The 23376-nt window shown below is 69.8% G+C and carries 15 protein-coding genes; 11 read left to right on the top strand and 4 right to left on the bottom strand.

Translation table 11 applies throughout. From position 1 onward, the window contains the following. Positions 1 to 6: 6 nt before the first annotated feature. Positions 7 to 1842, bottom strand: coding sequence for a hypothetical protein (locus LXN57_RS31800; RefSeq protein WP_251801874.1), 1836 nt, complete (start codon positions 1840 to 1842; stop codon positions 7 to 9). A 354-nt stretch (positions 1843 to 2196) separates the two neighbouring features. Beyond that, positions 2197 to 4113 (bottom strand): DNA/RNA helicase domain-containing protein, encoded by a 1917-nt coding sequence (locus LXN57_RS31795; protein ID WP_251801873.1) that lies wholly within the window; start codon positions 4111 to 4113, stop codon positions 2197 to 2199. A gap of 438 nt (positions 4114 to 4551) precedes the next feature. Between LXN57_RS31795 and LXN57_RS31790 the strand changes: the two genes are divergently transcribed. From LXN57_RS31790 to LXN57_RS31780, 3 genes are all read left to right on the top strand, one after another. After that, the gene (locus LXN57_RS31790) at positions 4552 to 5562 is read left to right on the top strand and encodes a hypothetical protein (RefSeq protein ID WP_251801872.1); all 1011 of its coding nucleotides are present in this window, start codon (positions 4552 to 4554) and stop codon (positions 5560 to 5562) included. Between the two features lie 126 nt (positions 5563 to 5688). Further along, on the top strand, positions 5689 to 11778 hold the full coding sequence (locus tag LXN57_RS31785) for a polymorphic toxin-type HINT domain-containing protein (protein WP_251801871.1): 6090 nt from the start codon (positions 5689 to 5691) through the stop codon (positions 11776 to 11778). A gap of 10 nt (positions 11779 to 11788) precedes the next feature. Then, positions 11789 to 12670 (top strand): pentapeptide repeat-containing protein, encoded by an 882-nt coding sequence (locus tag LXN57_RS31780; protein ID WP_251801870.1) that lies wholly within the window; start codon positions 11789 to 11791, stop codon positions 12668 to 12670. Here LXN57_RS31780 and LXN57_RS31775 read toward each other — a convergent pair whose 3' ends face one another. After that, positions 12671 to 13117: a hypothetical protein gene (locus LXN57_RS31775; RefSeq protein ID WP_251801869.1), complete on the bottom strand. Its 447-nt coding sequence runs from the start codon at positions 13115 to 13117 to the stop codon at positions 12671 to 12673. Between the two features lie 130 nt (positions 13118 to 13247). On the opposite strand from LXN57_RS31775, the gene LXN57_RS31770 reads away from it, so the two are divergent. Both LXN57_RS31770 and LXN57_RS31765 read left to right on the top strand, forming a co-directional pair. Beyond that, on the top strand, positions 13248 to 14918 hold the full coding sequence (locus LXN57_RS31770) for a SulP family inorganic anion transporter (protein WP_251801868.1): 1671 nt from the start codon (positions 13248 to 13250) through the stop codon (positions 14916 to 14918). Beyond that, positions 14915 to 16297: an alpha-amylase family protein gene (locus tag LXN57_RS31765; RefSeq protein WP_251801867.1), complete on the top strand. Its 1383-nt coding sequence runs from the start codon at positions 14915 to 14917 to the stop codon at positions 16295 to 16297. The genes LXN57_RS31770 and LXN57_RS31765 overlap by 4 nt, the downstream gene beginning before the upstream one ends. A 105-nt stretch (positions 16298 to 16402) precedes the next feature. Here LXN57_RS31765 and LXN57_RS31760 read toward each other — a convergent pair whose 3' ends face one another. Continuing rightward, a complete protein-coding gene (locus LXN57_RS31760; RefSeq protein ID WP_251801866.1) occupies positions 16403 to 17089 on the bottom strand; it encodes a TetR/AcrR family transcriptional regulator in 687 nt (228 codons plus the stop codon). An 88-nt stretch (positions 17090 to 17177) separates the two neighbouring features. Here LXN57_RS31760 and LXN57_RS31755 point away from each other — a divergent pair, with 88 nt between their 5' ends. The 6 genes from LXN57_RS31755 (at position 17178) to LXN57_RS31730 (ending at position 23370) form a co-directional block, all read left to right on the top strand. Next, positions 17178 to 18074 (top strand): aldo/keto reductase, encoded by an 897-nt coding sequence (locus tag LXN57_RS31755; RefSeq protein ID WP_251801865.1) that lies wholly within the window; start codon positions 17178 to 17180, stop codon positions 18072 to 18074. 233 nt (positions 18075 to 18307) lie between these two features. Beyond that, a complete protein-coding gene (locus LXN57_RS31750) occupies positions 18308 to 19363 on the top strand; it encodes a winged helix DNA-binding domain-containing protein (protein ID WP_251801864.1) in 1056 nt (351 codons plus the stop codon). Positions 19364 to 19382: 19 nt separating this feature from the next. Then, positions 19383 to 20576 (top strand): cytochrome P450 family protein, encoded by a 1194-nt coding sequence (locus tag LXN57_RS31745; protein WP_251801863.1) that lies wholly within the window; start codon positions 19383 to 19385, stop codon positions 20574 to 20576. A gap of 34 nt (positions 20577 to 20610) precedes the next feature. Then, positions 20611 to 20958, top strand: coding sequence for a hypothetical protein (locus tag LXN57_RS31740; protein ID WP_251801862.1), 348 nt, complete (start codon positions 20611 to 20613; stop codon positions 20956 to 20958). A gap of 556 nt (positions 20959 to 21514) precedes the next feature. After that, positions 21515 to 22465 carry a glycosyltransferase family 2 protein gene (locus LXN57_RS31735; protein ID WP_251801861.1) on the top strand — a complete coding sequence of 317 codons (951 nt, stop codon included), beginning with the start codon at positions 21515 to 21517 and terminating at the stop codon, positions 22463 to 22465. Between the two features lie 344 nt (positions 22466 to 22809). Continuing rightward, positions 22810 to 23370 (top strand): TetR/AcrR family transcriptional regulator, encoded by a 561-nt coding sequence (locus LXN57_RS31730; RefSeq protein WP_251801860.1) that lies wholly within the window; start codon positions 22810 to 22812, stop codon positions 23368 to 23370. Positions 23371 to 23376 lie beyond the last annotated feature (6 nt).

Here is a 23376-nt window from a genome sequence, read left to right as displayed (position 1 = left end):
ATCCCTTCACGGATGGATGGCTTGGACGTTCCGGCCGTCGGCGTGCAGGCCGAAGCCCCGCAGCTGGACCAGCCGCTCCGGGGTGGTGCTCTCGCCGGCCATGTAGAGGGCGACGAGCCGGTCGGCGGCCCCCGCGGTCCCGGCGTGCAGCTCCGCTTTGAGTCGCGCCTCGTCGCGCAGCTCGAAGAGCAGCGCGCACAGGTGCGGCCCGGCTTCCGGGTGGCCGTCGTCCGCCGCCGCCCGCAGTTCGGCCAGTTCCGTCTCGGCGCTGCCCTGACGCGGATGCACCTTGGACAGGCGGAGCTGCGCGGCCGTGTCCCCGGCCTGGGCGCGCGCTTCGAGCAGATCCCGCTCGCCCCACGCCACGTACAGGTCGCACAGGGCCTCGGCCGCGTAGAGGTCACCCAGCTCGGCCCTCTTGCGGATTTCCCGTACGCAGCCCCGCGCGACCAGCAGGTCGACCAGCCGCTCGGCGGCCGGACGATCGCCCCGCTGGGCCCGCAGGCGCAGGTCGTCGCACTCGCCGCCGTCGAGCAGGATGTCGGCCAGCCGTTCCCGGGCCGCCTGGTCGCCGGCGATCGCCCGGGGCCGGATCGCGTCCACCCGCCGGCGCAATTCCCGCGTACGGGCCAGTTGGCTCCGGGTCTGCTCGTCGGACCACTCCGCGTCGAGCACGGTGACCGCGTCGGCGAACCGCCCCTGCCGGACGAACAGGTCAGCCAACCGCGAGGCGGCGCGCGAGTCGCGGAACTCCTCGGCCAGCCGCCGCAACGCCCCTTCGGCGTACCGGCAGCGCAGCCGCGCGAGGGCGCTCTCGGCCACGTGCCACAGATCCGTCGAGCGGCTCAGCCGGGTCACCAGCGCCTGCCAGGCCTCGTGCGGCACAGTCTCGACCCGACGCACCCGGCGCAGATGCTGGGCGAGATAGTCGGCCACGGTGTAACCGGCGAGCCGTCCCGGACGGCCACCGTCGGCCGGCGTCAACGCGGACACCTCACCGAACTGCGGCCGGGTCGCATGCGGCAGCGCCTCGGGCAGCCACTCACCGGGCGACCGCACCCGTTGCCGCCCCTGCAGATACCCGGCCATCGCCTCGACCAGCAGCGACTCGGTCAGCGGCGACTGCACACCCAGACGGTGCGCGTCGGCCGCCGCGGTGATGATGGCTTTGACGTACGGATTCACGGGTTGTTCCCAGCACATCACCAGCGCCGGACCGCCCGCGAGAGCCTGCGTCAACCCCGTGTCACGGGTCTTCAACGCGCGCCGGATGCGGCTGTCCCGCTCAGCGACGGCCTCGGCTTCCTGCTCCTCCTGGTCGGTCAGGTCGTCCGGCACCGGGATGACGGTGGCCGCCTTGACAAGCCGGTGCACGTCATCGTGGCCGGCGGTCCAGGCGGCGTACTGATCGGGCCACAGCGTGCCGACAACCAGATTGCCGGCCCGAATGAGCGCCCGCACACACTCGGACGACAGCGGCGGCTCAGCCCCCAGATAGCGCTGCAACTCATCGAGCCACACCACACTCCGGCGCGGCGGAGCCCCCTTGAGGAAGAGCAGCTCCGCCGCATCAGCCGGCTGCACCAGGGCCCACGTAGGCACCAGCTCGTAGACAGCCTCGTACAGCGACCGCGTCTTGCCCGTGGACGACCCACCCACCATGACCACGAACGCCCCCCGGTCGACCCCGTTCACCCCCAGTGCGTTACGCAGCCGAAAGTCGAAGTCCCTCGGCACATAGACCGGAAGGTCGTCGTCCCCCTCATCCCCCGGAATGGCACTGTGGATCCCCAGATCCCGCGGCGGCGCCTCGTCGACGCGGAACACCCCGCCCGTTTCCATCGCTCTCCAACCCCGGCCCGTTCGCGGAAGGGACGGCCAAACCCGAAAGCGACTACATCCTTCAGAGGAGATCTACCGCTTTCCTACCGCCGCCTTCACCAGCGCCGAGGCCGCCGCAAGAGCCCGCCAGTTCCGTGCGCGCCACCGCGGCGCGGCCATACCGGCCCGACCTGTCGCGGATGGCCGCTGAGCGATGAACGGCACGTCGCTGCCTTACGTCCGACCGCTCAAGGCGCAAGCTCAACAACCTGGAGCCGGCATGAGAAGTCGCCGGCTGTGGTCGGGGCGGCGTGTCTGGCCGACCTTGCTGGGGCGACGGGCCGACGCGCTTCGTCTCCGTGGTCTGAAGCCGACTCAGCCCTCGAACGGGTTGACGATGCTTTCGAGCATCTCCCTGGTGTCCGGATCGGTCGAGTAGAGAACCACGCCCTGCATCGCGCGGGTGAGTAACACCCGGTACTGGTTGCGCACCCGGTCGGCTGCCGCCGGATCGCGGCGATGCAACGAGACGAGCTTCTTGTAGCGAGACGCTCCCATGTCCACGGTCATTCGCTCGGCCTCGGCGCTCCACACCAGGTCAGGGCCGATGATGACGCCGCAGCGGTCGAACTCGAAGCCCTGGGCCGTGAAGATCGAGCCCACCTGTTCCGCGCCACGCGGATTGTGAGCCCAGGCGGTGTCCCTGGGGAAGCCGTCGACAGGTTGGCGGAGATTCCACCTCTTGTGCCATCCGTCGATTGAGATGTCGTGCGGCACGTCTTCGATCGTGACCGGAAACTGCGGAGTGCTCCATTCCCAGCAGAACCCGGCGAGGAGACGCGCCGAGCCGGCATCGCCGTCGATCGTCAGCCGTTCGAGCTCCTGGGGCGACTCGGCGACGCGAACCGTGAAGTTGTCTTCGTCGTGCCACACGGTGGGTGTTCCACCGAGGAGGGCGTCGACCCAGGCCTCGTACGCCTCGGACCCGCCGCTGCGATGCTGCTCGTTCAGCTCGAAGATCTCGAAGGTGGCGCCCGTCCGGTGTGCGACGCGTTCAGCCTCGTCGATGGTGACGTGGTCCCGGTAGGTGGCGGCCTGGTCCTCGTCGATGAACAGCACGAGCACCTTGGCCGACTTCTTCAACTCGAAGATCTGGGTGATCTGCTGCGCCTCGAGCCGCTCCTGCAGCTCCCGTGGGTTGTTCTGAGCTCGGCGTACGGTGTATTCCTCCAGCCGTTGCGCCTCGTCGACGATGAGTAGGTCGAGCGGGTTGTGCCATCGCGCGTTGTCCCAGTAGGTGCGAGCTGAGGTGATGAGCTCATGGGCGGGCCGGCCGTCAAAGATGGAACGGAAGTTCGCCGATTTCTGCAGAGCGCTGCGCAGCGATCCCGAGTTGGTCGCATAGGCGACCTGCCGGTGAGCATGGGCATTCGCACCCAGCAGGTGCATGGCGATCCAGGTCTTGCCGGTGCCGGGGCCGCCCTTGACCACGATCACGGCCTGATTTCGGTCCGCGCTGACGCTCATCGCGTCCGACACTGCGTTCTGGATGTGAGCGAAGATCTCATACTGCTGGTCAGTGAGCGGATAACGGTCGGGGTCACTGAAGATCCTGGCTGCCGCATCCAGCAAGGCCGGACCCTGCTGATAGTGCGCCTCCATCAGCCGGTCCTTGGCCGCGGTCCCGTCCCGGCCGGGATCGAGAAGCGCGTGCAGCCGTTCGCGAAACCGCCGCCGCCCAGTGCTGTCGCCACTGAAGGTGCCCGCGCTTCGATCGTGGCCGGCTGTACGCAGTGTCTCGATGGAACCCTCAGTCGCATTGTGCAGAAAGGCCGCTGCTGCGATTGTCACCTGGTCTTCGTCGTGCATTCCAGACGTGTAGTTCCGGATGAACTGGGCGTAGGCGAACGCCTGATCGAAAGGGTGACGTGGGGTCTCGTATCCGGCGCCGGTACCGGTGACCTGCTCGCGCGCGACGTCCCAGGAAGCCTGTGCCCACTGCTTGAGCTCGACGACGAGGTAACACGGTCGGCCGTCCCGGCCGGCGCCCATCAGGACCGCGTCGGCTCGACGGCGTCCTGCCTGGTGCGGGCTGTATTCGAGGGCGACCCAGGACGAGTCGAGGCCTGCCGAGTGCAATTCGTCGGCGAGCGCGGGCAAGCTCGCGGCCCAGGACGCTGGTTCTCCGCGATCCCATCGGTCTTGTGGAGGGGTATTGCCCCGCAACAGACTGATAAGTGCGCCAACGGTGTTCGGCCGCGTCGACTTGTAGAAATCCTGAATCGTTCCCACATACGCTGCCCGCCGCACAAGGGCCTCCTCGCTCTTCGCGAATCCCGGACGACAGCCAAAACGCGTGGCCTCGCGCCGGTCACGATAAGAAATGGCGAGGTAGACAAATAGCTACTAGGTTTGCGACTAGCCGTCGAGTGACTAGTAATTCAGCAGGATCTGCTTGCGGCCTTCCTCGACGGCGGGAGCTGCCCCACAACTCAAATGCGATGCCGTCAGCGAGCTGAAGGGCCTCACCAGCCGCAGCCGTGAGTCTTTAGTGTGGCCGGTGAATCAACCGCCCGAGCAGATGGCACATCGGCATCCCCGTCGTCGGCAGATCACGGCCGACGTGGCGGGACCGCTGATGATGGGCGTCAACTAACCTCGGATGATCGGTGGGCGGGACCGTCCGAAGTGACCACTGCGTTGCGGAACGTGGGGCCCTACGGTCTGCCGATGGCTGTTGCGTTCGAGTTGTGGGGGCAGCGTGGCTACCCGCACGCGAACATCGTGGGGGAGTCGCACTACGGTCCCGCCATCCGGTCTCTGTTCGGGCAGGACTTCAAGGCGCAGGGCAGTGAGCTGACGCGGCCGGCCGTGTTGATGCCCGAATCGGGGAACCCGCACGACCGGCATGCCATCGGGGTGTGGGTCGACGGCAACCAGGTCGGCTATCTGACCCGCGGGGACGCGGTGCGCTACTACCCGGTTCTCGTGGTGTTGCTGACCGGTGGGTGGGCGCCGCAGGTGAACGCTCGGGTGTGGGGCGCCGAGTGGGACGACAACGACGGTCGGGGTGCGACCTTCCGCGGGTCGGTGCGGCTTGATCTGGCCGATCCGCACATGATTGTGCCGGCCAACCTGCCGCCGTCCGAGGGGCATCGGTTGCTGCCGTCGGGGCACGCCATTCAGGTCACGGGGGAGAACAAGCATCTTCCCGAGCTGACGCCGTATCTGCGGCCCGAGGGGGAGTGCTGGGTTCACGCCACCCTGCACGAGATCGTGGAGCGGAGCGCCCGCGCCACGCACTCGCTGGTCGAGGTGCGGCTCGACGGGATCCGGGTGGGTCAGCTGACCCCGAAAATGAGCGGCGAGTTGCTCCCTGCGGTCCAGCATCTCGCGGCGCAGGGTTTGACTACCGCCGTCCGTGCGATCGTCAAAGGCAATCGCATCAAGGCCGAGGTAGTCCTCTACGTCGTCCGGGCTCACGAGCTGCCCGACAGCTGGCTCGGCGTCGCGCCCGCGACCGCACCGGAGGCCGCCGTCGCGTCCGCGCCCGCGGCCGCAGTCGAGGAGCGCCACGAGCACGGTCCCATCCCGCCGCGGCCCACGGGCGTGCGCTTCGCGGTGCCGCCGGGGTGGCCGACGCCGCCGGAAGGCTGGGCGCCGCCCGCGGGATGGCGGCCCGACCCGGCCTGGAAGCCGGCACCGGAGGACTGGCAGTGGTGGGAGCTGGTGTGGGAATGACCCGGCCGGGATGCATCCTCTACCTAGGGCGTTCGGGGGAGAGGAGGGGCTGTTCGATCCATTGATTCAAATGTATCAATGGCGGAAGTGTGAGGCGGACTGCCATCGCTTCCACGGGGGAATGCCATGCGTGTGCCGCAGCGTCTCAGGCTGTGCTATTTACTGATTCCTATTCTCACGGCGGCCATGCTGGCCGTGCCGCCACCGTCCGCTGCTTCCGCTGCCGAGGGGCAACCAGTTGCTCCGGCCGGGGCCGGTCCGGTCGACCGGGGGCTCCCGGCCTCCGCCGTCAAGAACCACGGGTTGCCCCCGGGGCAGGCAGCGGAGCCCGTCCCGCCGGCCACCGAGGCCGCGGGCAAGCCCAAGAAGGTCGCCGCCACAGCCAAGGCCGATCGGCGCGAGGCCACCGTCAAGACCCTGCGCCTCAACGCCGAGCTGGCGCCGCCCAGCCAGCCCATCGTGCGGCCCGGCTACCTGCTCGGCGATACCTCGCTGGTCGTCTACTTCAACGCCGAGATCGGGCCCACCGACCGCTGGTGGGCCACCGTCCGCGACGTCCAGTCGGGCGCCGAGCAGCGGTCGGTCGACCTGGGCCAGGCCGATCTGAACATCTGCTCGTTCCCGGCGACCTACTGCCGCAGCTTCGGCGCGGCCGAGGGCTGGGTCCTGGATCCCGCCCGCACCTACACGGTCACCGTCACCGTGGCCACGGCCGAGGGTGAGCTGAGCAGTCCGGAGTCGCAGCCGGCGCGGCCGCGCAAGGTGGAGACGCCGCCATCGGTTCCGGCCGGCCAGGCGGTCGGCTGTGGCTGCGCCACCGTGCTGGGCACAACCGTGCGGGCGCAGGCCTTCCGCGGGCAGATGGTCAACACGGGCACCGGGGCGTACAACCGGGTCGAGCAGGACTTCGCCATGCCGTCGTTCGGCATTCCGTTCCGGCTGGCCCGCTACTACTCCTCCGGGAACACAGCCAAGGGGCTGTTCGGGCCGGGCTGGAGCTCGTCATACGACGTGCGCATCGTGTCCGCCGACGGCGGGGCGGCGCGGGTGCGGGCCGAGGACGGGGCCGAGGTGGTCTACACCGGCGGCGCCGACGGCACATACGAAGCACCTGCCGGCGTACGCGCAAAGCTGGTCAAGCTCGACACCGGATGGGAGCTGACGCCTCCGGACCGGCGGGTGCTGCGCTTCGACGCCACCGGCAAGCTGACTTCGGTCAAGAACCCTCGCGGCGACGGCGTAACACTCGCCTACACCGCGAATGGGAACCTCGACCGCGTCACCGACCCGAGCGGGCGCGTCGTCAAGTTCGAGGTGCGGGCCGACCTGGGCCTGGTCACGAAGGTGACGATGCCCGACGGGCGCAGCGCGCAGTTCGACTACCAGGACGGGCGGCTGCTCAAGACGCAGGACGCCCGCCGCAGCGTGACCAGCTACGGCTACGACGCCGCGGGGCGGCTGACCACGGTGCACGACCCGCGCGGCAATCGTCAGCTGCTCAACGAGTACGACGCGACCGGCCGGGTGGCGAAGCAGACCGACGCGCTGGGCGGGGTCACCACCTTCGCCTGGGACGCCGGTCAGCAGCGGGCCACCACCACCGACCCGGACGGCGTCGTGGTGGTGGACGGCTACCGCGACAACGTGTTGCTGTTCAGCCGCAATGCCAACAACGACGTGGTCAACACGCGCTACGACGGCAAGCTGCAGAAGAGTCTCGTGGTCGACCCGAAGGGTAACCAGGAGGAGACGGCGTTCGACGAGAACGGCAACCCCCGGACGCGTACGGCGCCCGAGCCCTTCTCGTTCACGCAGACCAGCGACTTCGACGACCGCGGCAACCAGACCACCTACACCGACGGCCGCGGCCAGAAGTGGGTCTACACCTACAACGACTTCAACGAGCTCACCAGCCAGCGCAACCCGGAGCAGAAGACCGGCTACAAGTACGAGTACGACAGCAAGGGTCAAGTGGTCAAGCGCACCGACCCGCGCGACAAGGCCACCGTCTACACGTACGACGCCGACGGCAACCGCACTTCCGAGACCACCCCGACCGGTCGCAAGACCGTCATGACGTACGACCGGACGGGCCGGATGAGCTCGGTCGTCGACCCGCGTGGCACGGTTTCCGGCGCCGACCCGGATACGTTCCGGACCCGGTACGAGTACGACGCCGAGAACCAGGTCGTCGAGATGCGCGAGCCGGGCAAGTCGCTGCCGCACCGCTGGACGTTCGACGAGCTCGGTCAGCTCGCCGTGGAGACCGATCCGCTGGCCGGCAACACGATCTACACGTACGACAAGTCGGGCCGCCCGGTCCTCACCAAGGACCCGGTCGGCAACGTCAGCGCCACCGAGTACACCCCGGCCGGCCGGCGCAAGTCGATGACGCTCGACCCGGGCGGGCTCAACCTCACCACGAGCTGGACCTACGACCCCAACGGCCGGGTGGCGACCGAGGTCGCGCCCAAGGGCAACGCCGACGCGGCCCAGAAGGCGCTGTTCACCAGCACGTTCCACTACGACTTCAACGGCAACCTGGTGCAGGCCGACCGGCCCTACGGCTCGGACGCGACCCGCGTCAAGGTGGACACCGCGTTCGACTCGCTGGACCGGCCGAACGAGCAGGTCGACCAGCTCGGCAACAGCACGGCGGTGCGCTACGACAACAACGGCAACGTCGTCGGCATGACCGACGAGAACGGTGAGTCGCTGACGAGCACGTTCGACGGGGCCAACCGGCGTACCGGAAGCGCCTCCTCGGGCGGCGGCGGCAACGCCGGCATCGAGTACGACGAGGTGGGCAACCCGACCCGGCAGACCACCCCGACCGGCGGCGTGGTCACCTGGAAGTACGACGACGACGGCCGGCCCACCGAGATCACCGAGCCGCGCGGCAACGCCGAGGGCAACAACGCGGCCGACTACACCACGAAGTACGGCTACGACCAGGCCGGCAACCAGATCTCGGTGACCGACCCGCTCGGCAACATCACCAAGCAGTCCTTCGACGCCAACGACCGCGTGACCGCGGTGACCGACGCCAACAACCACACCACGAGGTACGGGTACAACGACAACGACTGGCTCACCTCGGTCACCGGGCCGGACGCCACGATCCTGTCGACGACCTTCCAGTACAACGCGAACGGCCAGGAGATCCGGCGCACCGACCCGTTGCTGCGCTCGACCTACATCGAGTACGACCGGGCCGGGCGCACCGAGGCGACCACCGACCAGCTCGGTCGCCGGCGGGAGCTGGTCTACGACGCCAACTCGCAGCTGGTCCAGGAGCGCACCGCGCGGTTGCTGCCGAGCCGGCCCGACCCGGACGGCACGATCTTCTACGGCTACGACAACGTGGGCCGGCTGACCAGCAAGAAGCTCGGCGAGAAGGGCACCCTCTACACGTACGGCTACGACGCCAAGAACAAGCTCACCGCGGCGGCCGACCCGACCGGGGTGCAGTCGTATGAGTACGACAAGACCGAACGGCTCACCGAGGTGGCCCGCGGGGACCAGGTCTTCGGTTACGCGTACGACGCCGAGGACCGCATCATCAACCGCAGCTACCCGGACGGCACCAGGATCGCCGCCGACTACGACGACGGCGACCGGGTCACGGCGCTGACCAGCAGCAAGGGCGGCACGAGCTCGCGCTACGAGTTCGGGTACGACGTCGCCGACAACCTGATCAAGACCACCTACCCGGCATCCACCGGCGTCGTCGAGAACCGCGAGTACGACCGGGCCGGCCGCATGACGGGCATCGAGGCCACCAAGGGCGACACCACGCTCTCCGCCTTCGACCTGGTGCTCGACAAGGTGGGCAACCCGACCCGGATCACCGAGACCAAGGGGGAGCCGGGCCAGCCGACCAGCACCGAGGCGACCGCCTACACCTACGACGAGGCCGACCGGCTGACCGCCGAGTGCTTCGGGGCGCAGGCCTGCTCCGGCTCCAGCGCCTCGCGGACCGACTACACGTACGACCTGGTCGGCAACCGCACCACCAAGAAGGTGGCCGCGCCGGGCGACAACACGCTCACCAAATACACCTACGACGCCGCCAACCAGCTCGTCGCCGAGGCGACCGCCGGCTCGCGGACCAGTCTGCGGACCTTCGCGTACGACGAGGAGGGCAACCAGACACGGGTCGGCTCCGACCAGTTCACCTACTCCCTCGACCACCGGATGACCTCGGCCACCGTCAACGGCAAGGTCACCGACTACACGTTCGACGCGGTCGGCAACCGGATCCAGGCGGTCACCGGCGCCGGCGCCGAGCAGATCGTCCAGAAGTGGTCGTGGGACACCAACGGCCCGCGTGCCGTGCTGGCCGCGGAGTCGCAGACCAGCGGTGGCGCCACGCAACAGCGCAGCTACCTCTACAACCCCGGCGGTCAGGCGCTCGGGCTCATGGCCGGAGCGGCCGCGCACTCGTACCTGCACGACTGGCTCGGCGGTGTGTCCGGGGTGGTGTCCTCCGACGGAACCCCGCAATGGTCGTACGACTACGACGCCTTCGGTGTCACCGAGAGCTCGAAGCTGACCGACGACGCGCCGGTCAACCCGCTGCAGTACACCGGCGCCTACCAGGATGTGACCCAGGGCGACCGCTACTCGATGGGCGCCCGCAACTACGACCCGGGCACGGGCCGCTTCGACTCCACCGACCCGGTGGCCCAGCCGCAGTCCGACCCGTCGGTGTCCACGTACTCGTACACCAACGCCCGCCCGACCGTGCAGACCGACCCGACCGGCGAGGACCCGGACAGCGGCGGGGTGTTCTACGGCAGCGTCACCGCGGCCGAGCACCGGATGAACAACCCCGACGCGGGCGCCGCCACCACCGACGCGACCGTGCCCGACGGAGGCATGGTCGAGGTCGACAACCCGGAGTGGCTCAACGCCAAGAAGCTGGTCGACGAGGCCGACGGCTTCGTCAAGCAGATCGGCGACGAGATCGTCAATCTCATCCTCGACCTGGTCGGCTTCAACGACGCCAAGGCGTGCATCACCGAGGGTGACATCGTCGCCTGCATCTCCACCGCGCTGCAGGCCGTGCCCTGGGGCAAGATGTTCAAGGCCGCGAAGGTGGCCATCAAGGCCGTCGGCGTGGGTCGCCGCCTGATCGACGCCTACAGCAACCTCAAGGCCGCCCGCAAGGCGCTGACCTCGATCCCGCAACGGATCAAGAAGATGGTCGACGCCCCGGTGACGGCGGTGAAGTCCGGCGCCGCCAAACAGGTCGAGAACACGGTCAAGGCGGCCAAGGACATCGGCGGCAAGGCCAAGGCCACCGCGAAGAGCGCCGCCAACAAGGTCAGGAACAAGGCCAAGTCCTCCACCGAGGAGAGTTGCAAGGTAGCCAAGGGCGCCGGCAAGCGGCTGTCCAACTCGTTCGTCGCCGGTACGCTCGTCCTGCTGGCCGACGGCACCAGCAAGCCGATCGAGAAGGTGCAGCCCGGCGACACGGTGAAGGCCACCGACGCCAGGACCGGCCTCAGCAAGCCGCAGCAGGTCGTCGCCTCGATCACCGGAAGCGGTGACAAGAGCCTGGTCGAGCTGACGTTGGTGGGCGCCGGGGGCGGCGGACCTTCCAAGATCACCGCGACCGCGGGTCACAAGTTCTACAGCCCCGGCAAGGGCTGGATCATCGCCGACGACCTGAAGCCCGGGGACAGGCTCCGGGACAGCGGCCGGCGCACGGTCACGGTCAAGACCACGCACGACCACACGGCCCGGACCACCGTCTACAACCTCACCGTCGACAGCACCCACACGTACTACGTGGCGGCCGGCGACAACCGGGTCCTCGTGCACAACTGCATGACGACCCAGGCCATCACGGAGCGCCTGCAGGAGCACGTCGACGCGGTCGTCAACGATTTCGAGACGGGCGTGATCGGCCTGAGCCCGGGCCAGCAGGGCGCGGTCAAGCGCATCGGCGCGCGGGACGGCCGCGCGAGGGGGACCGCGTTCTACGAGATGTTCCGCGGCGACGTGATCGACGAGGCCGTCAAGAAGAGGGTCGCGCAGGACCCGAAGCTCAACAAGATCCTGCACATCTGCGGCCGGGGTCAGGAATGCCCCGACTTCCACGCACCGGACCGAAACGTATGGTGGGACATGACCACCGACGGTGACTGGAACTCGCACAGCAAATACACGAAGTTGTTCGGCCGGGGCATCCACCTGCCCACACGATAGGGGTCATGACGTGGCGCGCAGGGAGCTGATCGACCGCTGGCGTACCGGGAGTCTCCGCACGGAGGTCCTCCGGCGGCTGGCCGACGGCAGCTCCCTGCGCGACCTCGAACTACCCGTCGCGGACGGCCTGCTCGACCTCCGGGGTTTCCCGGCCGGCGGCCTCGACTCGCAGGCCGCCACGATCACCGGCGTGGATTTCCGGTACGCCACGCTGGCTCACGCCCACCTCGAGGACGTCCGGTTCAGCGGTTGCCGCTTCGACGGGGCCGACCTCGCCCGGGCGGTGTTCACGGACGGATCGATCACGCAGTGCTCGATGGTGCGGGCGACGCTGACGGAAACTCTGCTCGCTCGCACCACGTGGCAGTCGATCGATCTGACCGGCGCGAAGATGAAGTACTTCTCGGCCGAGCGCACCCACTTCGCGGGGTGCACGTTCCCGGCGCTGCCCAAGGCCGAGTTCGCCGGTTGCACGATCGAGGACTCGTCGTTCACCGGCGCGCTGACCGAGACGCGCTTCCTCGGACGGGCCCACGACAGCGCGGTGCTGCGGCGGGTGGCCTTCACCTCGGCCGACGTGACCTACCCCGAGTTCGACGGCGTCGACTTCGAGGACGTCACCTTCCCGCCGGGTGACGCCATGATCGTCGTCCCCCGGAACTTCCGGGCCGTGGCCGACCGGGCCGCCGAGCTCTCCTCGAGCCGCGGCGACCAGGTCGGCAAGGATCTGCGGCAGTTCCTCTCGCGCGAGTCCCGGCGACCCGGCCTGCGGGCGACGGCCGGCTGGGCCACGGCCCGGCACGTCCTCACCGACGACTACCAGGGCGGCGAGGAGCTGGCGGACTTCGCCGCCAGCACGCTGCGAGAGGCTGAGCTGCTGATCCGGGACTGATCAGTCCGACGATCCGGCGTCACGCCAGGCGAACGTGGTGCCGGCTCCTGTCCCGGCGACGACCAGCCTCGGATCGGTCATGAGCTGCTTGCGGATCGACGTCCAGGCGCCCCGGAAACGGGCGTCGTCGATCCCGAAGCCGGTCAGCGCCAGCTTCAGCTCTTTCCCGGTCATGGTCGCGGCCGACTCCTGCAGGAAGCGCAGGGCCACGGCGGGCGGATCCTGTTCGAAGGCGGCTCGCAGGCCGTCCGGATCCGTCAGCGACTGGAATTCGAGCGACTCCCGGACGGTGACCTTCTCGTAGTCGCCGAGGTGAACTTCCTGCTCAGCGCCGGTGTCATCCCATTTGACGGTGTATAGGTCGTCTTCCTGTTTGATTACTGTGCCGACCTTGATAGGTCCGCCTGTCACATAAGGAAGCCGAACGAGGGCGGGCAGCTGGTCCATGATGAAACTGTAGTGGTCGGCCCTCCCGGCGAACCGGAGGACCCGGCAACCCGGCGCCCGCAGCACCCCTGACCAGCAGGTTCATGCCGGCGATCGGGCGTTCGGGCCGCGCAGCCACTACGGTGACAGCGTGCGCGGCTCGCAGTGGGTTCCCGGGGTGCGGGCTGCTGCGACCTACGAGGCCCGGTGGTTGCCGCGGGACCTGGTGGCCGGGCTCGTGCTCACCGCGCTGCTCGTGCCGCAGGGCATGGCGTACGCGGAACTGGCGGGGCTGCCGGCCATCACGGGGCTCTACACGTCGATTCTCTGCCTGGTGGCGTACGCGATCTTCGGACCTTCCCGGGTGTTGGTGCTGGGCCCCGACTCGGCGCTGGGGCCGATGATCGCGGCCGTGGTCGTGCCGATCGTGCTGGCCGACGGCGATCCGGGCCGGGCCGTCGCGCTTGCCTCGGTGCTGGCGCTGCTGGTGGGGCTGTTCATGACGGTGGCGGCCGTCGCCCAGCTGGGATTCGTGGCCGACCTGTTGTCGCATCCGACTCAGCTCGGCTACATCAACGGGCTGGCCGTCACGATCTTCTTCGGGCAGCTGCCCAAGCTCTTCGGCTTCTCCGTCGAGGGCGAGGGGCTGTTCGCCGACATCAAGGGCTTTGTCACCGGGCTGGACGAAACCGTGCCGGCGGCGGTGGCGATCGGCGCGGGCGGGCTCGCCGTCATTCTGGTGCTGCAGCGGTTCCTGCCCCGGGCGCCGGGCGTCCTGGTGGCCGTGGTGGGGGCCATCGCGGCGGTCACGATGCTCGGGCTCGACGACGTCGACGTGGTGGGGCCGCTGCCGCAGGGGTTTCCGCCGTTCACGATTCCCCTGGTCAGCCTGCAGGAGCTGGGCATGCTGGCCGCGGCGGCGGTCGGGATCACGCTGGTGTCGGTCACCGACACCATCTCGACGGCCTCGACGTTCGCGGCCCGGGCCGGGCGTGAGGTGCACGGCAACCAGGAGATGGCCGGCATCGGGGCGGCCAACCTCGCGGCCGGGCTGTTCCAGGGTTTCCCGGTCAGCACGAGCGCCTCGCGCACCGCGGTGGCTGCCGCGGCCGGAGCCAAGTCGCAGGTCACCGGGCTGGTGGGCGCGGCGGCCATCACGCTCATGCTGCTGCTCGTCCCGGGCCTGCTCAGGGACATGCCGCAACCCATGCTGGCGGCCGTGGTCATCGCGGCCTCGATCGGGTTGCTCGACATCGACGGCATGGTGCGGCTGTGGAGGCAGCGCCGCGTCGAGTTCGCGCTGGCCGCGTCGGCCTTCGTCGGGGTCGCCGTGCTCGGCGTGCTGCCGGGGATCGCCGTCGCGGTCGCGCTGTCCGTGCTCAACGTCTTCCGCCGGGCGTGGTGGCCGTACCGCACGGTGCTCGCGAAGCCCGACGGCGTCGACGGCTACCACGACCTCCACCAGTACCCGGACGGCGTGCGGATGGACGGCCTCATCATCTTCCGGTTCGACGCGCCGCTCATCTTCGCCAACGCGCGCACCTTCCGGGAGGAGGTCCGCCGCCTCGCGCAGCAGGAGCCGCGCTGGATCGTCATCGCGGCCGAGCCGATCACCGACGTCGACACCACCGCCGCCGACATGCTGGAGGAACTGGACGAGGAGCTCAACGCCAAGGGCATCTCCCTGGTCTTCGCCGAGCTGAAGCACCCGGTCAAGGAGAAGATCGACCGGTACGAGCTGACCCGCACCATCGATCCCGCGCACTTCTATCCGAGCCTGGACGACGCGGTCGCCGCCTATCGGGCAGGATTCGGCCCATGACGTCGGTCTACGAGATCAACACGTGGCCCTGGCTCGCCGGTCTGGGCGTGGGGAGCCTGGCCGACGTGCCGGGCGCGGTCTGGGACGAGCTGATCGGCTTCGATGCGGTCTGGCTCATGGGCGTCTGGGAACGCAGCCCGGCCGGCCTCGGCATCGCCCGGAGCAACGAGGCCTTGCAGCGGGAGTTCCACGCCGCCCTGCCCGATCTGTCCGACCGGGACATCGTCGGGTCGCCCTATTGCGTACGCCGATACGAAGTTGATCAACACTTGGGCGGCCGCGACGGATTGGCCGCGGCCCGAAGCGAGCTCGCGCGGCGGGGGCTCAAGCTCATCCTCGACTACGTCCCCAACCACGTGGCCCCCGACCATCCGGCGGTCACCGAGCATCCCGACTGGTTCATCAACGGCAGCCCCGAAGACCTGGCGAGGGACCCCGGAAGCTGGTTCGCCGCCGGCGACCGCGTCATCGCCCGCGGCCGCGACCCGTACTTCCCGCCCTGGCCCGACGTCGCCCAGCTCAACGCCTTCCACCCGGACCTGCGCGCGGCCACCCTGAGCACCCTGCGCGACGTCGCCGCCCAGTGCGACGGCGTGCGCTGCGACATGGCCATGCTCGTCTTCAACGACATCTTCGCCGGCACCTGGGGTGACCGCGCCGGCCCGCGACCCGCCGAGGAGTTCTGGCCGGCGATCATCGCCGAGCTGAAAGACGAGCTGCTGTTCATCGCCGAGGCGTACTGGGACACCGAGTGGGAGCTTCAGCAGCAGGGCTTCGACCTCTGTTACGACAAGCGCCTGTACGACCGGCTGGTCCACGGGGACGCCGACGCCGTGCGCGGTCACCTGCGCGCCGGACTCGACTATCAGAACAAGCTCCTGCGCTTCATCGAGAACCACGACGAGCCGCGCGCCGCCACCGCCCTGCCCGGCCCGCGCGGACGGGCCGCCGCGGTCGCCCTCGCCACCCTGCCCGGCTCGACGCTCTGGCATGACGGTCAGTTCGAGGGCCGCCGGGTCAAGCTGCCCGTGTTCCTGGGCCGCTTCCCGGACGAGCCGGTCGACGAGGGGCTGCGCGACTTCTACGACCGCCTCGTCGTCCTCCGGGACGCGGGGCAGTGGCGGCTGCTCGACACCCCGGACGTGCTCGCCTGGACCTGGGAGGGCAGCGCCACCCGCCACCTGGTGGTGATCAACTTCAGTCAGGAGCCGATCTGGACCCGCGTACGGCTGCCCTGGCCCACCGCCGGCGAGCAGTGGCGCCTGACCGACCTGCTCGACGGCCGCGTCTTCGACCGCGACGGCGACGACCTGGCGGCCGGTGGACTGGTCGTCGGCCTGCTCGCCTGGGGCTTCCACGTGCTGGAGACCCGCCGATGAACGCCCGCCTCGACCCGCCGCTCCCGGGCCCGGCCGCGGTCGGCGGCTCGATACCACCGACCGCGCCCCTGGCCGTCGTGAACTGACGCGAGTCCCGCAGACGGCTCAGCGGGCCAGGCGGTCGAGCCAGTCGCGCAGCAGGGCGGTCTCGGTGGGGCGCAGGGGGAGCGTGCCCGCGGTGGCGACGGCGGCGTCGAGGGCAAGGGCGCGCGACGCCAGACCGGCGTCCGCAGCCGGGGCCGGATCGGTGACGAGCGAGTCGATCAAGGTGTCGCGCATCCGGGCGGACAGCGCCGGGTCGCGGCCGTCGGCGGGCAGTCCGATCAGGGTCAGCGTCACGCCGATGATCGCGGCGGTGGCGAGGGACGCGGCGACCGCGGGCGGGACGCGGAGCCGGCCCACGGCGGCGACGCGGTCGAGGAAGGTGAGCAGGAGCCGGTCGGCCTCGGCGGCGGCGGGTGGGCGGCGGCCGGGCCGGTCGGTGCCGAACATCAAGAGGTAGAGGGCGGGGTGCCGGAGGCCGAAGTCGACGTGCATGTCCCAGCCCCGGCGCATGTCCGCGACCGGGTCGTCGGTCGGCTCGAGCGTGTGTTTCTCGGACAGGTAGAGGTCGAACGCGTGGACGGCCAGCGCGGCGAGGAGGCCGTCCTTGTCGCCGAAGAGCTGATAGAGCGAGGCGGCGCGGATGCCGGCGGCCGCGGCGACCGAGCGGGTCGAAACCGCCTGGGCGCCTTCCCGCTCCAGGATCTCGCCCGCCACCTCGAGGATCGCCCGGGTCTTCGCATCGGTCATGTTGCAATGCTACGGCATTTGGCGTATCACTGGAACGGAGCACTGCCACGCATTTTGGCGTGGCAGTGATACGGCCAAGGAGAAGACCATGAACCGAGTGGGATACGGCGCCATGCAACTGGCCGGCCCGAACGTGCTGGGCCTGCCGGCGGACCCCGAGGCGGCGCGGGGCGTGCTGCGCTTGGCTGTCGAGCTGGGTGTGACGTTTTTCGACACCGCCAACGCGTACGGGCCGCGGACGGTGAATCAGTTGATCGGGCAGGCGCTGCCCAAGGAGGGCGTGATCGTCGGCAACAAGGTCGGCGCGGGCCGGGGGCCGAACGGCGAGTGGCTCGTCACCGACCACCCGGACACGGTTCGCCGGCAGGTGCACGAGGCGCTCGAAGACCTGGGGGTCGAGGTAAGCGAGCTCACCTACCTGCGGCTCGACGGCGACTATCGCGGTATGGCGAGTGGCGTTCCGCTCGAGGACTCGCTCGGGGCGCTCGTCGAGCTGCGGGAGCAGGGCCTGATCCGGCGCATCGGGCTGTCCGGCGCGTCACCGCAGATGCTGGCCCGGGCGCAGAAGCTGACGCCGATCGCGGCCGTGCAGAACCGTTTCAACCTCCTCGACCGCAGCGGCGTGCAGGTGCTCGCCGACTGCGAGGCGCAGGACATCATGTTCGTGCCGTACTACCCGCTGGCTTCCGGGCGGCTCGCCGATTACGCGGAACTGACCGGTCCCGCGCAGCGCCTGGGTGTGTCCCCGGCCCAGGTCGCCCTGGCCTGGCTGCTGCGCCGCTCGCCGGCGATGGTCGTCATCCCCGGCACCGGCAACCCCGGTCATCTGCGGGCCAACGTGGCCGCGTCCGAGGTGGCCCGGGATCTGACCGAGGCCGAGGTCGCCCGCCTGACCGGCCTGGTCGACGAGTCACAGGCCGTGCTCGATCAGCCGGACCGGTCCACTCTCGACGCCCTGGCCGCGGCGGCGGCAACCGTGGCCTGACCGGGGTCAGGCGCCCGAGTTGCGCTTGTCCGCTTCGACGTCGTCCTCGCCCACGGGGACGCCGTCGGAGTCGCGACGGGCGTCACGCAGCGATTCGCGCGAACCAGCCGTACGAGAAAGCGCGGGGCACGTACGAGGGCCTGGCCGCCGAAGAGGGACCGGTGGCCCGCCGCGCCGAGTCCCATCCGCGACGGGAGCGCGCCGACGAAGGGTTCGACGACTAGTTTCCTGGCATGGACGTGCTCGACAACCGTGCGCTCAACCGGGCCCTGCTCGCCCGCCAGATGCTCGACCGCCGGCACACCGCGCCGGCGGTCGACGTCGTCCGGCACCTCGTCGGGCTGCAGGCACAGGAACCGCACGAGCCGTACGTGGGCCTGTGGAGCCGTCTCGACGGGTTCCGGCCGGACGAGCTGGTCGAGCTGCTCGAGAGCCGCCAGGTCGTACGCACCCTGCTCATGCGGCGCACGATCCACCTGGTCACGGCGGACGACTGCCTGGAGTTGCGGGGGCTGCACCAGCCGATGCTCGAGGCGCGCGTCCGGGCTGTGCTGCGCCGCGACCTCGAAGGCGTCGACCTGGCCGAGTTGGCGGCGGCCGGGCAACCCCACTTCGAGCGGACGCCGAGCACGCTGCCCGAGGTGGGCCGGGCCGTCGGCGGGCGGTGGCCGTCGGTGCCGGCCCGGGTGCTCGGGGACGCGCTCAGCTCGTACGTGCCGCTGGTGCAGGTGCCGCCGCGCGGGGTCTGGGGTCAGTCGGCGCCCGCCCGCAACACGACCATCGAGACGTGGCTGGGCCGCCCGGTGCCCCCGGCCTGCCTCGCCGACGAGCTGGTGCTGCGGTATCTGCGGGCGTTCGGGCCGGCGTCGTCGTCCGACATCCGGGCCTGGTCGGGGCTGAGCGGCCTGCGGGAATCGATCAAGCGACTGCGGCCGCGACTGCGCAGCTTCCGCGACGTCCGGGGCCGCGAGCTGCTCGACGTGCTCGACGGGCCGCTGCCCGATCCGGATCAGCCGGTGCCGCCCCGCTTCCTGCCCGCCTTCGACAACGTGGTGCTCGGCTTCGACGACCGCAGCCGGATCATCGACAACGCGTACCGCGGGCTCAGCGTCGAGGGCGCGCGGTTCGTGCTGGTCGACGGCCGGGTGGCCGGGAAGTGGGCCATCACCGGCGACACCCTGCGGGCCACCATGTTCCACCCGGTGGACGTCGATCCGATCGTCGCCGAGGCCGAAAATCTGCTCGCCTGGCACGGCATACCGGGGCGTACTGTCGTAGATGTCCATTGACGACGGGGGAGATGCAGGCATGTCGCAGAGCGTCCGGGACAATCTGGCCGACCCGCGGTTCCACGCCGACCCGCATCCTTTCTATGCGCAGTGGCGGCACGAGGGCCCAGTGCGGGAGGTCCGGATCGCCGGCGGCGCCGTCGTCTGGTTGGTTACCCGCTACGACGACGCCCGGCAGGCGCTGACCGACCCGCGGTTCTCGAAGCGGGGCCGCGACGAGGGCCACCCGTCGGACGCGATCCAGCGGGCCCTGTCCCGCCACATGCTGGCCGTCGACCCGCCCGACCACACCCGCCTGCGCCGCCTCGTCTCGGCCGCCTTCACGGCCCGCCGCATCGAGGCCCTGCGCCCCCGGATCACCGAGATCACGACGTCGCTGCTCGACGCCTTCCCCGGCCCGGGCGAGCCGTTCGACCTGATCGACGCGTTCGCCTTCCCGCTGCCGATCCAGGTGATCTGCGAGCTGCTCGGCATCCCGGCCGAGGACCGCGACTCCTTCCGCCGCTGGTCCAACATCATCGTCGGCGGCGTGGCCTACCAGGCCGAGTTCCCCGGCGCCGCGCAGGCGATGGTCGCCTACATCCGCGGCCTGCTGGCCGCGCGCCGCGCCCACCCCGGCGACGACCTGCTGTCCGGCCTGATCGAGGTGCGTGACAGCGAGGACAGGCTCGACGAGGACGAGCTGATGTCGATGGTCTTCCTGCTGCTCATCGCCGGCCACGAGACGACCGTCAACCTGATCGGCAACGGCGCCGCCTTGCTGCTCACCGACCGCGACCGCTGGGAGCGCCTGCGCGCCGACCCCGGCCTGCTGCCCACCGCGGTCGAAGAGTTCCTGCGGTACGAGTCCCCGGTCGAGACCGCCACGTTCCGCATCACCACCGAGCCCGTCACCCTGGGCGGCCGGCAGATCCCCGCATACGCCCCGGTGGTGATCGGCCTGCTGTCGGCCAACCGCGACGAGTCCCGCTTCCCCGACCCCGGCGAGGTGCGCCTCGACCGGGCCCAGAACCCGCACCTGGCCTTCGGTCACGGCATCCACTACTGCCTGGGCGCCCCGCTGGCCCGCCTCGAGGCCCAGATCGCCTTCGCCGCCCTGCTCGGGCGCGTTCCCACCCTGCGCCTGGCCGTCCCGCCGTCCGATCTGACCTGGCGCCCCGGACTGCTGCTGCGCGGCCTGTTCACCTTGCCGGTGATCTCGGGCCCCGAGTGACGGGCGTCGCCGCGGCTTTGGCAAGCTTCCTGGCGTGGAAGCACTCCGGCTGATCCTGCTCTTCATTCACCTGGTCGGCTTCGCGCTGCTGCTCGGCGGCGCGATCGCCCAGTTCCTCACCGGCAAGTTCCGGATCAACCCGGCCGTGCTGTGGGGCTCGGTGATCCAGCTGCTGTCCGGCCTGGCCCTGGCAGCCCCCCTGCGCGGCGGTGGCGACGACGAACCCAGCCCGATCAAGCTGGGCGTCAAGCTCCTGCTGGCCATCCTGATCTTCATCATGGTCTTCATCCCGCGCAAGCGCGAGGCCGTCAACAAGGGCCACTTCATCGGCATCATCGTGCTGACCCTGGCCAACGCCGCAGTCGCCGTCTTCTGGCGCTGACCCTGCCGAACCGACCCGCCGAGCGGCTGCCTCCGGGCGGCCGCTCCCCGGCGTGCGTCTGCGCGGGCGCCGGGATTCGCCGGTCCGGCTGACCGGCGATTTCATTACTGTGGGTGCTGTCAATTCACCACTTTCCGTACGCCCGCCGTCGGGCGTCCGGTGATTCGCGCAAAGATGCTATTTCTGAGCCGTTCCGGCGTTGTCCACGGTTGCGCCGGAAATGGCATCGGGCGAACGGATGATCTCCGTCGATACCATGGGCGCGTGACGCTTTCCGCGCGGCAAGTGTTGCTGCTGGGCCGGCGTCAATCCGCCTCTACATACACTCTGAGCTGTTGAAACACGGCTGACATGAGTGCTTTACGCCACAGCTGCGGGTTAAGGGAAGCGCCGAAATAGGGGGCATTGCCCGGAGCGGTTGCCTGGCCGAAACAATGGTGTCGGAACTGTCAATCATTGCCGGTCACACTCATACGGAAATCATAGCTTCGCTGTGTATGGTCCCGATCGCAGGTTGATCAACTTCGCTTCGCCACGTCTTCAGGAGCGCCGCCCCATGACCGAGAGCATCGAAGCCAGCGTCGTCGTCCCTACGCACAGCGAGCGCCGGTGGGCGTCGCTGCGGCGTACGGTCGCGTCCGCCCAGGCTCAGCGGGTGAGGCCGGCCGAGATCATCGTCGTGGTCGATCACAACCCGGACCTGTTCGAGCGCGTCAAGGCCGAGTTCCCCGAGGTCACCGTGCTCGAGAACGAGTCCGAGCGGGGCGCCTCGGGCAATCGCAACACCGGCGCCTTCCACGCCCGGTCCGAGCTGATCGCCTTTCTCGACGACGACACCGTCGCCCATCCCACCTGGCTCGAGCACCTGGCCGCCCCGTTCGGCGACCCGGCCGTGGTCGGCGCGGGCGGGCTGATCGTGCCGGCCTGGGAACGCCACCGCCCGTCGTGGCTGCCGGACGAGTTGCTGTGGACGGTCGGGGTCTCGTACGCGGGAATGCCCACCTCGATCGCCGAGATCCGCAACGTGTGGTCGGCCAGCATGATGATCCGCCGCGAGGCGTTCGTGCGGGTGGGCGGGTTCCGGGTCGGCTTCGGCAAGCTCGGCGACCAGAACCGGCCCGAGGACACCGAGCTCTGCCTGCGGATCAGCGCCGAGACCGGCGGCCACTGGATGTACGTGCCGGACTCGGTCATCGAGCACGACGTGCCGCTCGACCGTTCGACGTTCCGGTTCTTCCTGCGACGCTGCTACGCCGAGGGCCGCGGCAAGGTGCAGATGGCCGGCCTGCTGCCGCGCGACCAGAAACTCGGCGCCGAGCAGGACTACCTGCGCCGCACCCTGCCCCGCGCGGTCGCGCACAACCTGAAGGCGGCCACTCTGGGCCGCGGCGGCTTCCACGCGCTGCGGGCGGTCACAGTGATCGCCGCGGTGGCCGCGGCCGGGTTCGGCGGGGGCGTGGAGACGCTGGCCGGGATGCACGAGCCGGGCACCGCCACCCGGGTTTGATCTTCTGCGCGCGATGCCGCAAGCCATTGGCCGGTCCCGATCAACCCGGGTTCCGTAGCCTGCGGGCATGCGAAAGATCACCAGCGCGCTGCCGAAGTCGCTCGACGTGGACAAGCGCCAGCTCAGGTAACACAGCTCCGAACGAGCGCCCGGCCCTTCGGCCGGGCGCTCGTTCGTTTGTGGATCTGTTTCGTCAACCACACCCTCCGACAAACGATACCTAGCCTCCTAGGATGATGGCGTGAGTGTCTAAAGTGGAGTGATCACTCCGTTACAAAGGGGACGCTAGGCTGATGAACGGTCAACCGGCTGCCAAAGCAATAAATCGGACAGGAGTGTGAACCATGACCGCACGCGCGCCGCGTGCTGATGCGTTGCGTAATCGGTCCCGCGTTTTGGCCGCGGCCGAGCAAGTGTTCGTGGCGCGAGGCACGGCGGTCTCCACGGAAGCGGTCGCCCGGGCGGCCGGGGTCGGCATCGGCACCGTCTTCCGGCACTTCCCGACCAAGGCGGCGCTCATCGAGGCGGTCTTCCGCGAACGGCTGCGACGCTTCGGCGAGGAGGCCGAGGAACTGGTCGGGGCCGAGGACGCGGGTGAGGCGATCTGGGTCTTCCTGAGCCGGGTGGCCGAGGTGGCCGCGGGCAAACAGGCGTGGGCCGACGCCTTCGCCGCGAGCAACCTGCGCGATGCGCTCACCCCGGCCCGCGAGCAGCTGCCGCGCGCCCTGGGGTCGCTGCTGTCCCGGGCCCAGGCCGCGGGCGCGATCCGTGCCGACGTCACCGTTTCGGAGCTGGTCGCGCTGATGCTCGCCGTCTCGCGGGTCCCCGAGCTGGACACCGACGGCGCCGCCCTGCGATCCCGGGTCCTGGCCATAGTCTTCGACGGCCTCCGGCCCCAGCCTTAAGCTGGG

Origin of the sequence: Paractinoplanes hotanensis, from assembly GCF_023717965.1 — a bacterium.
GTDB lineage: Bacteria > Actinomycetota > Actinomycetes > Mycobacteriales > Micromonosporaceae > Actinoplanes > Actinoplanes polyasparticus.
Note: the sequence above shows the minus strand (reverse complement) of the source record. Positions and strands in the feature narration are given on the sequence as shown.

Excerpts from the sequence above, each read along its gene's own strand:
- LXN57_RS31800 (WP_251801874.1), bottom strand. The coding sequence starts at position 1,842 with ATGGAAACGGGCGGGGTGTTCCGCGTCGACGAGGCGCCGCCGCGGGAT.
- LXN57_RS31790 (WP_251801872.1), top strand. The coding sequence starts at position 4,552 with ATGGCTGTTGCGTTCGAGTTGTGGGGGCAGCGTGGCTACCCGCACGCG.
- LXN57_RS31785 (WP_251801871.1), top strand. The coding sequence starts at position 5,689 with ATGCGTGTGCCGCAGCGTCTCAGGCTGTGCTATTTACTGATTCCTATT.
- LXN57_RS31775 (WP_251801869.1), bottom strand. The coding sequence starts at position 13,117 with ATGGACCAGCTGCCCGCCCTCGTTCGGCTTCCTTATGTGACAGGCGGA.
- LXN57_RS31765 (WP_251801867.1), top strand. The coding sequence starts at position 14,915 with ATGACGTCGGTCTACGAGATCAACACGTGGCCCTGGCTCGCCGGTCTG.
- LXN57_RS31760 (WP_251801866.1), bottom strand. The coding sequence starts at position 17,089 with ATGACCGATGCGAAGACCCGGGCGATCCTCGAGGTGGCGGGCGAGATC.
- LXN57_RS31755 (WP_251801865.1), top strand. The coding sequence starts at position 17,178 with ATGAACCGAGTGGGATACGGCGCCATGCAACTGGCCGGCCCGAACGTG.
- LXN57_RS31750 (WP_251801864.1), top strand. The coding sequence starts at position 18,308 with ATGGACGTGCTCGACAACCGTGCGCTCAACCGGGCCCTGCTCGCCCGC.
- LXN57_RS31745 (WP_251801863.1), top strand. The coding sequence starts at position 19,383 with ATGTCGCAGAGCGTCCGGGACAATCTGGCCGACCCGCGGTTCCACGCC.
- LXN57_RS31735 (WP_251801861.1), top strand. The coding sequence starts at position 21,515 with ATGACCGAGAGCATCGAAGCCAGCGTCGTCGTCCCTACGCACAGCGAG.
- LXN57_RS31730 (WP_251801860.1), top strand. The coding sequence starts at position 22,810 with ATGACCGCACGCGCGCCGCGTGCTGATGCGTTGCGTAATCGGTCCCGC.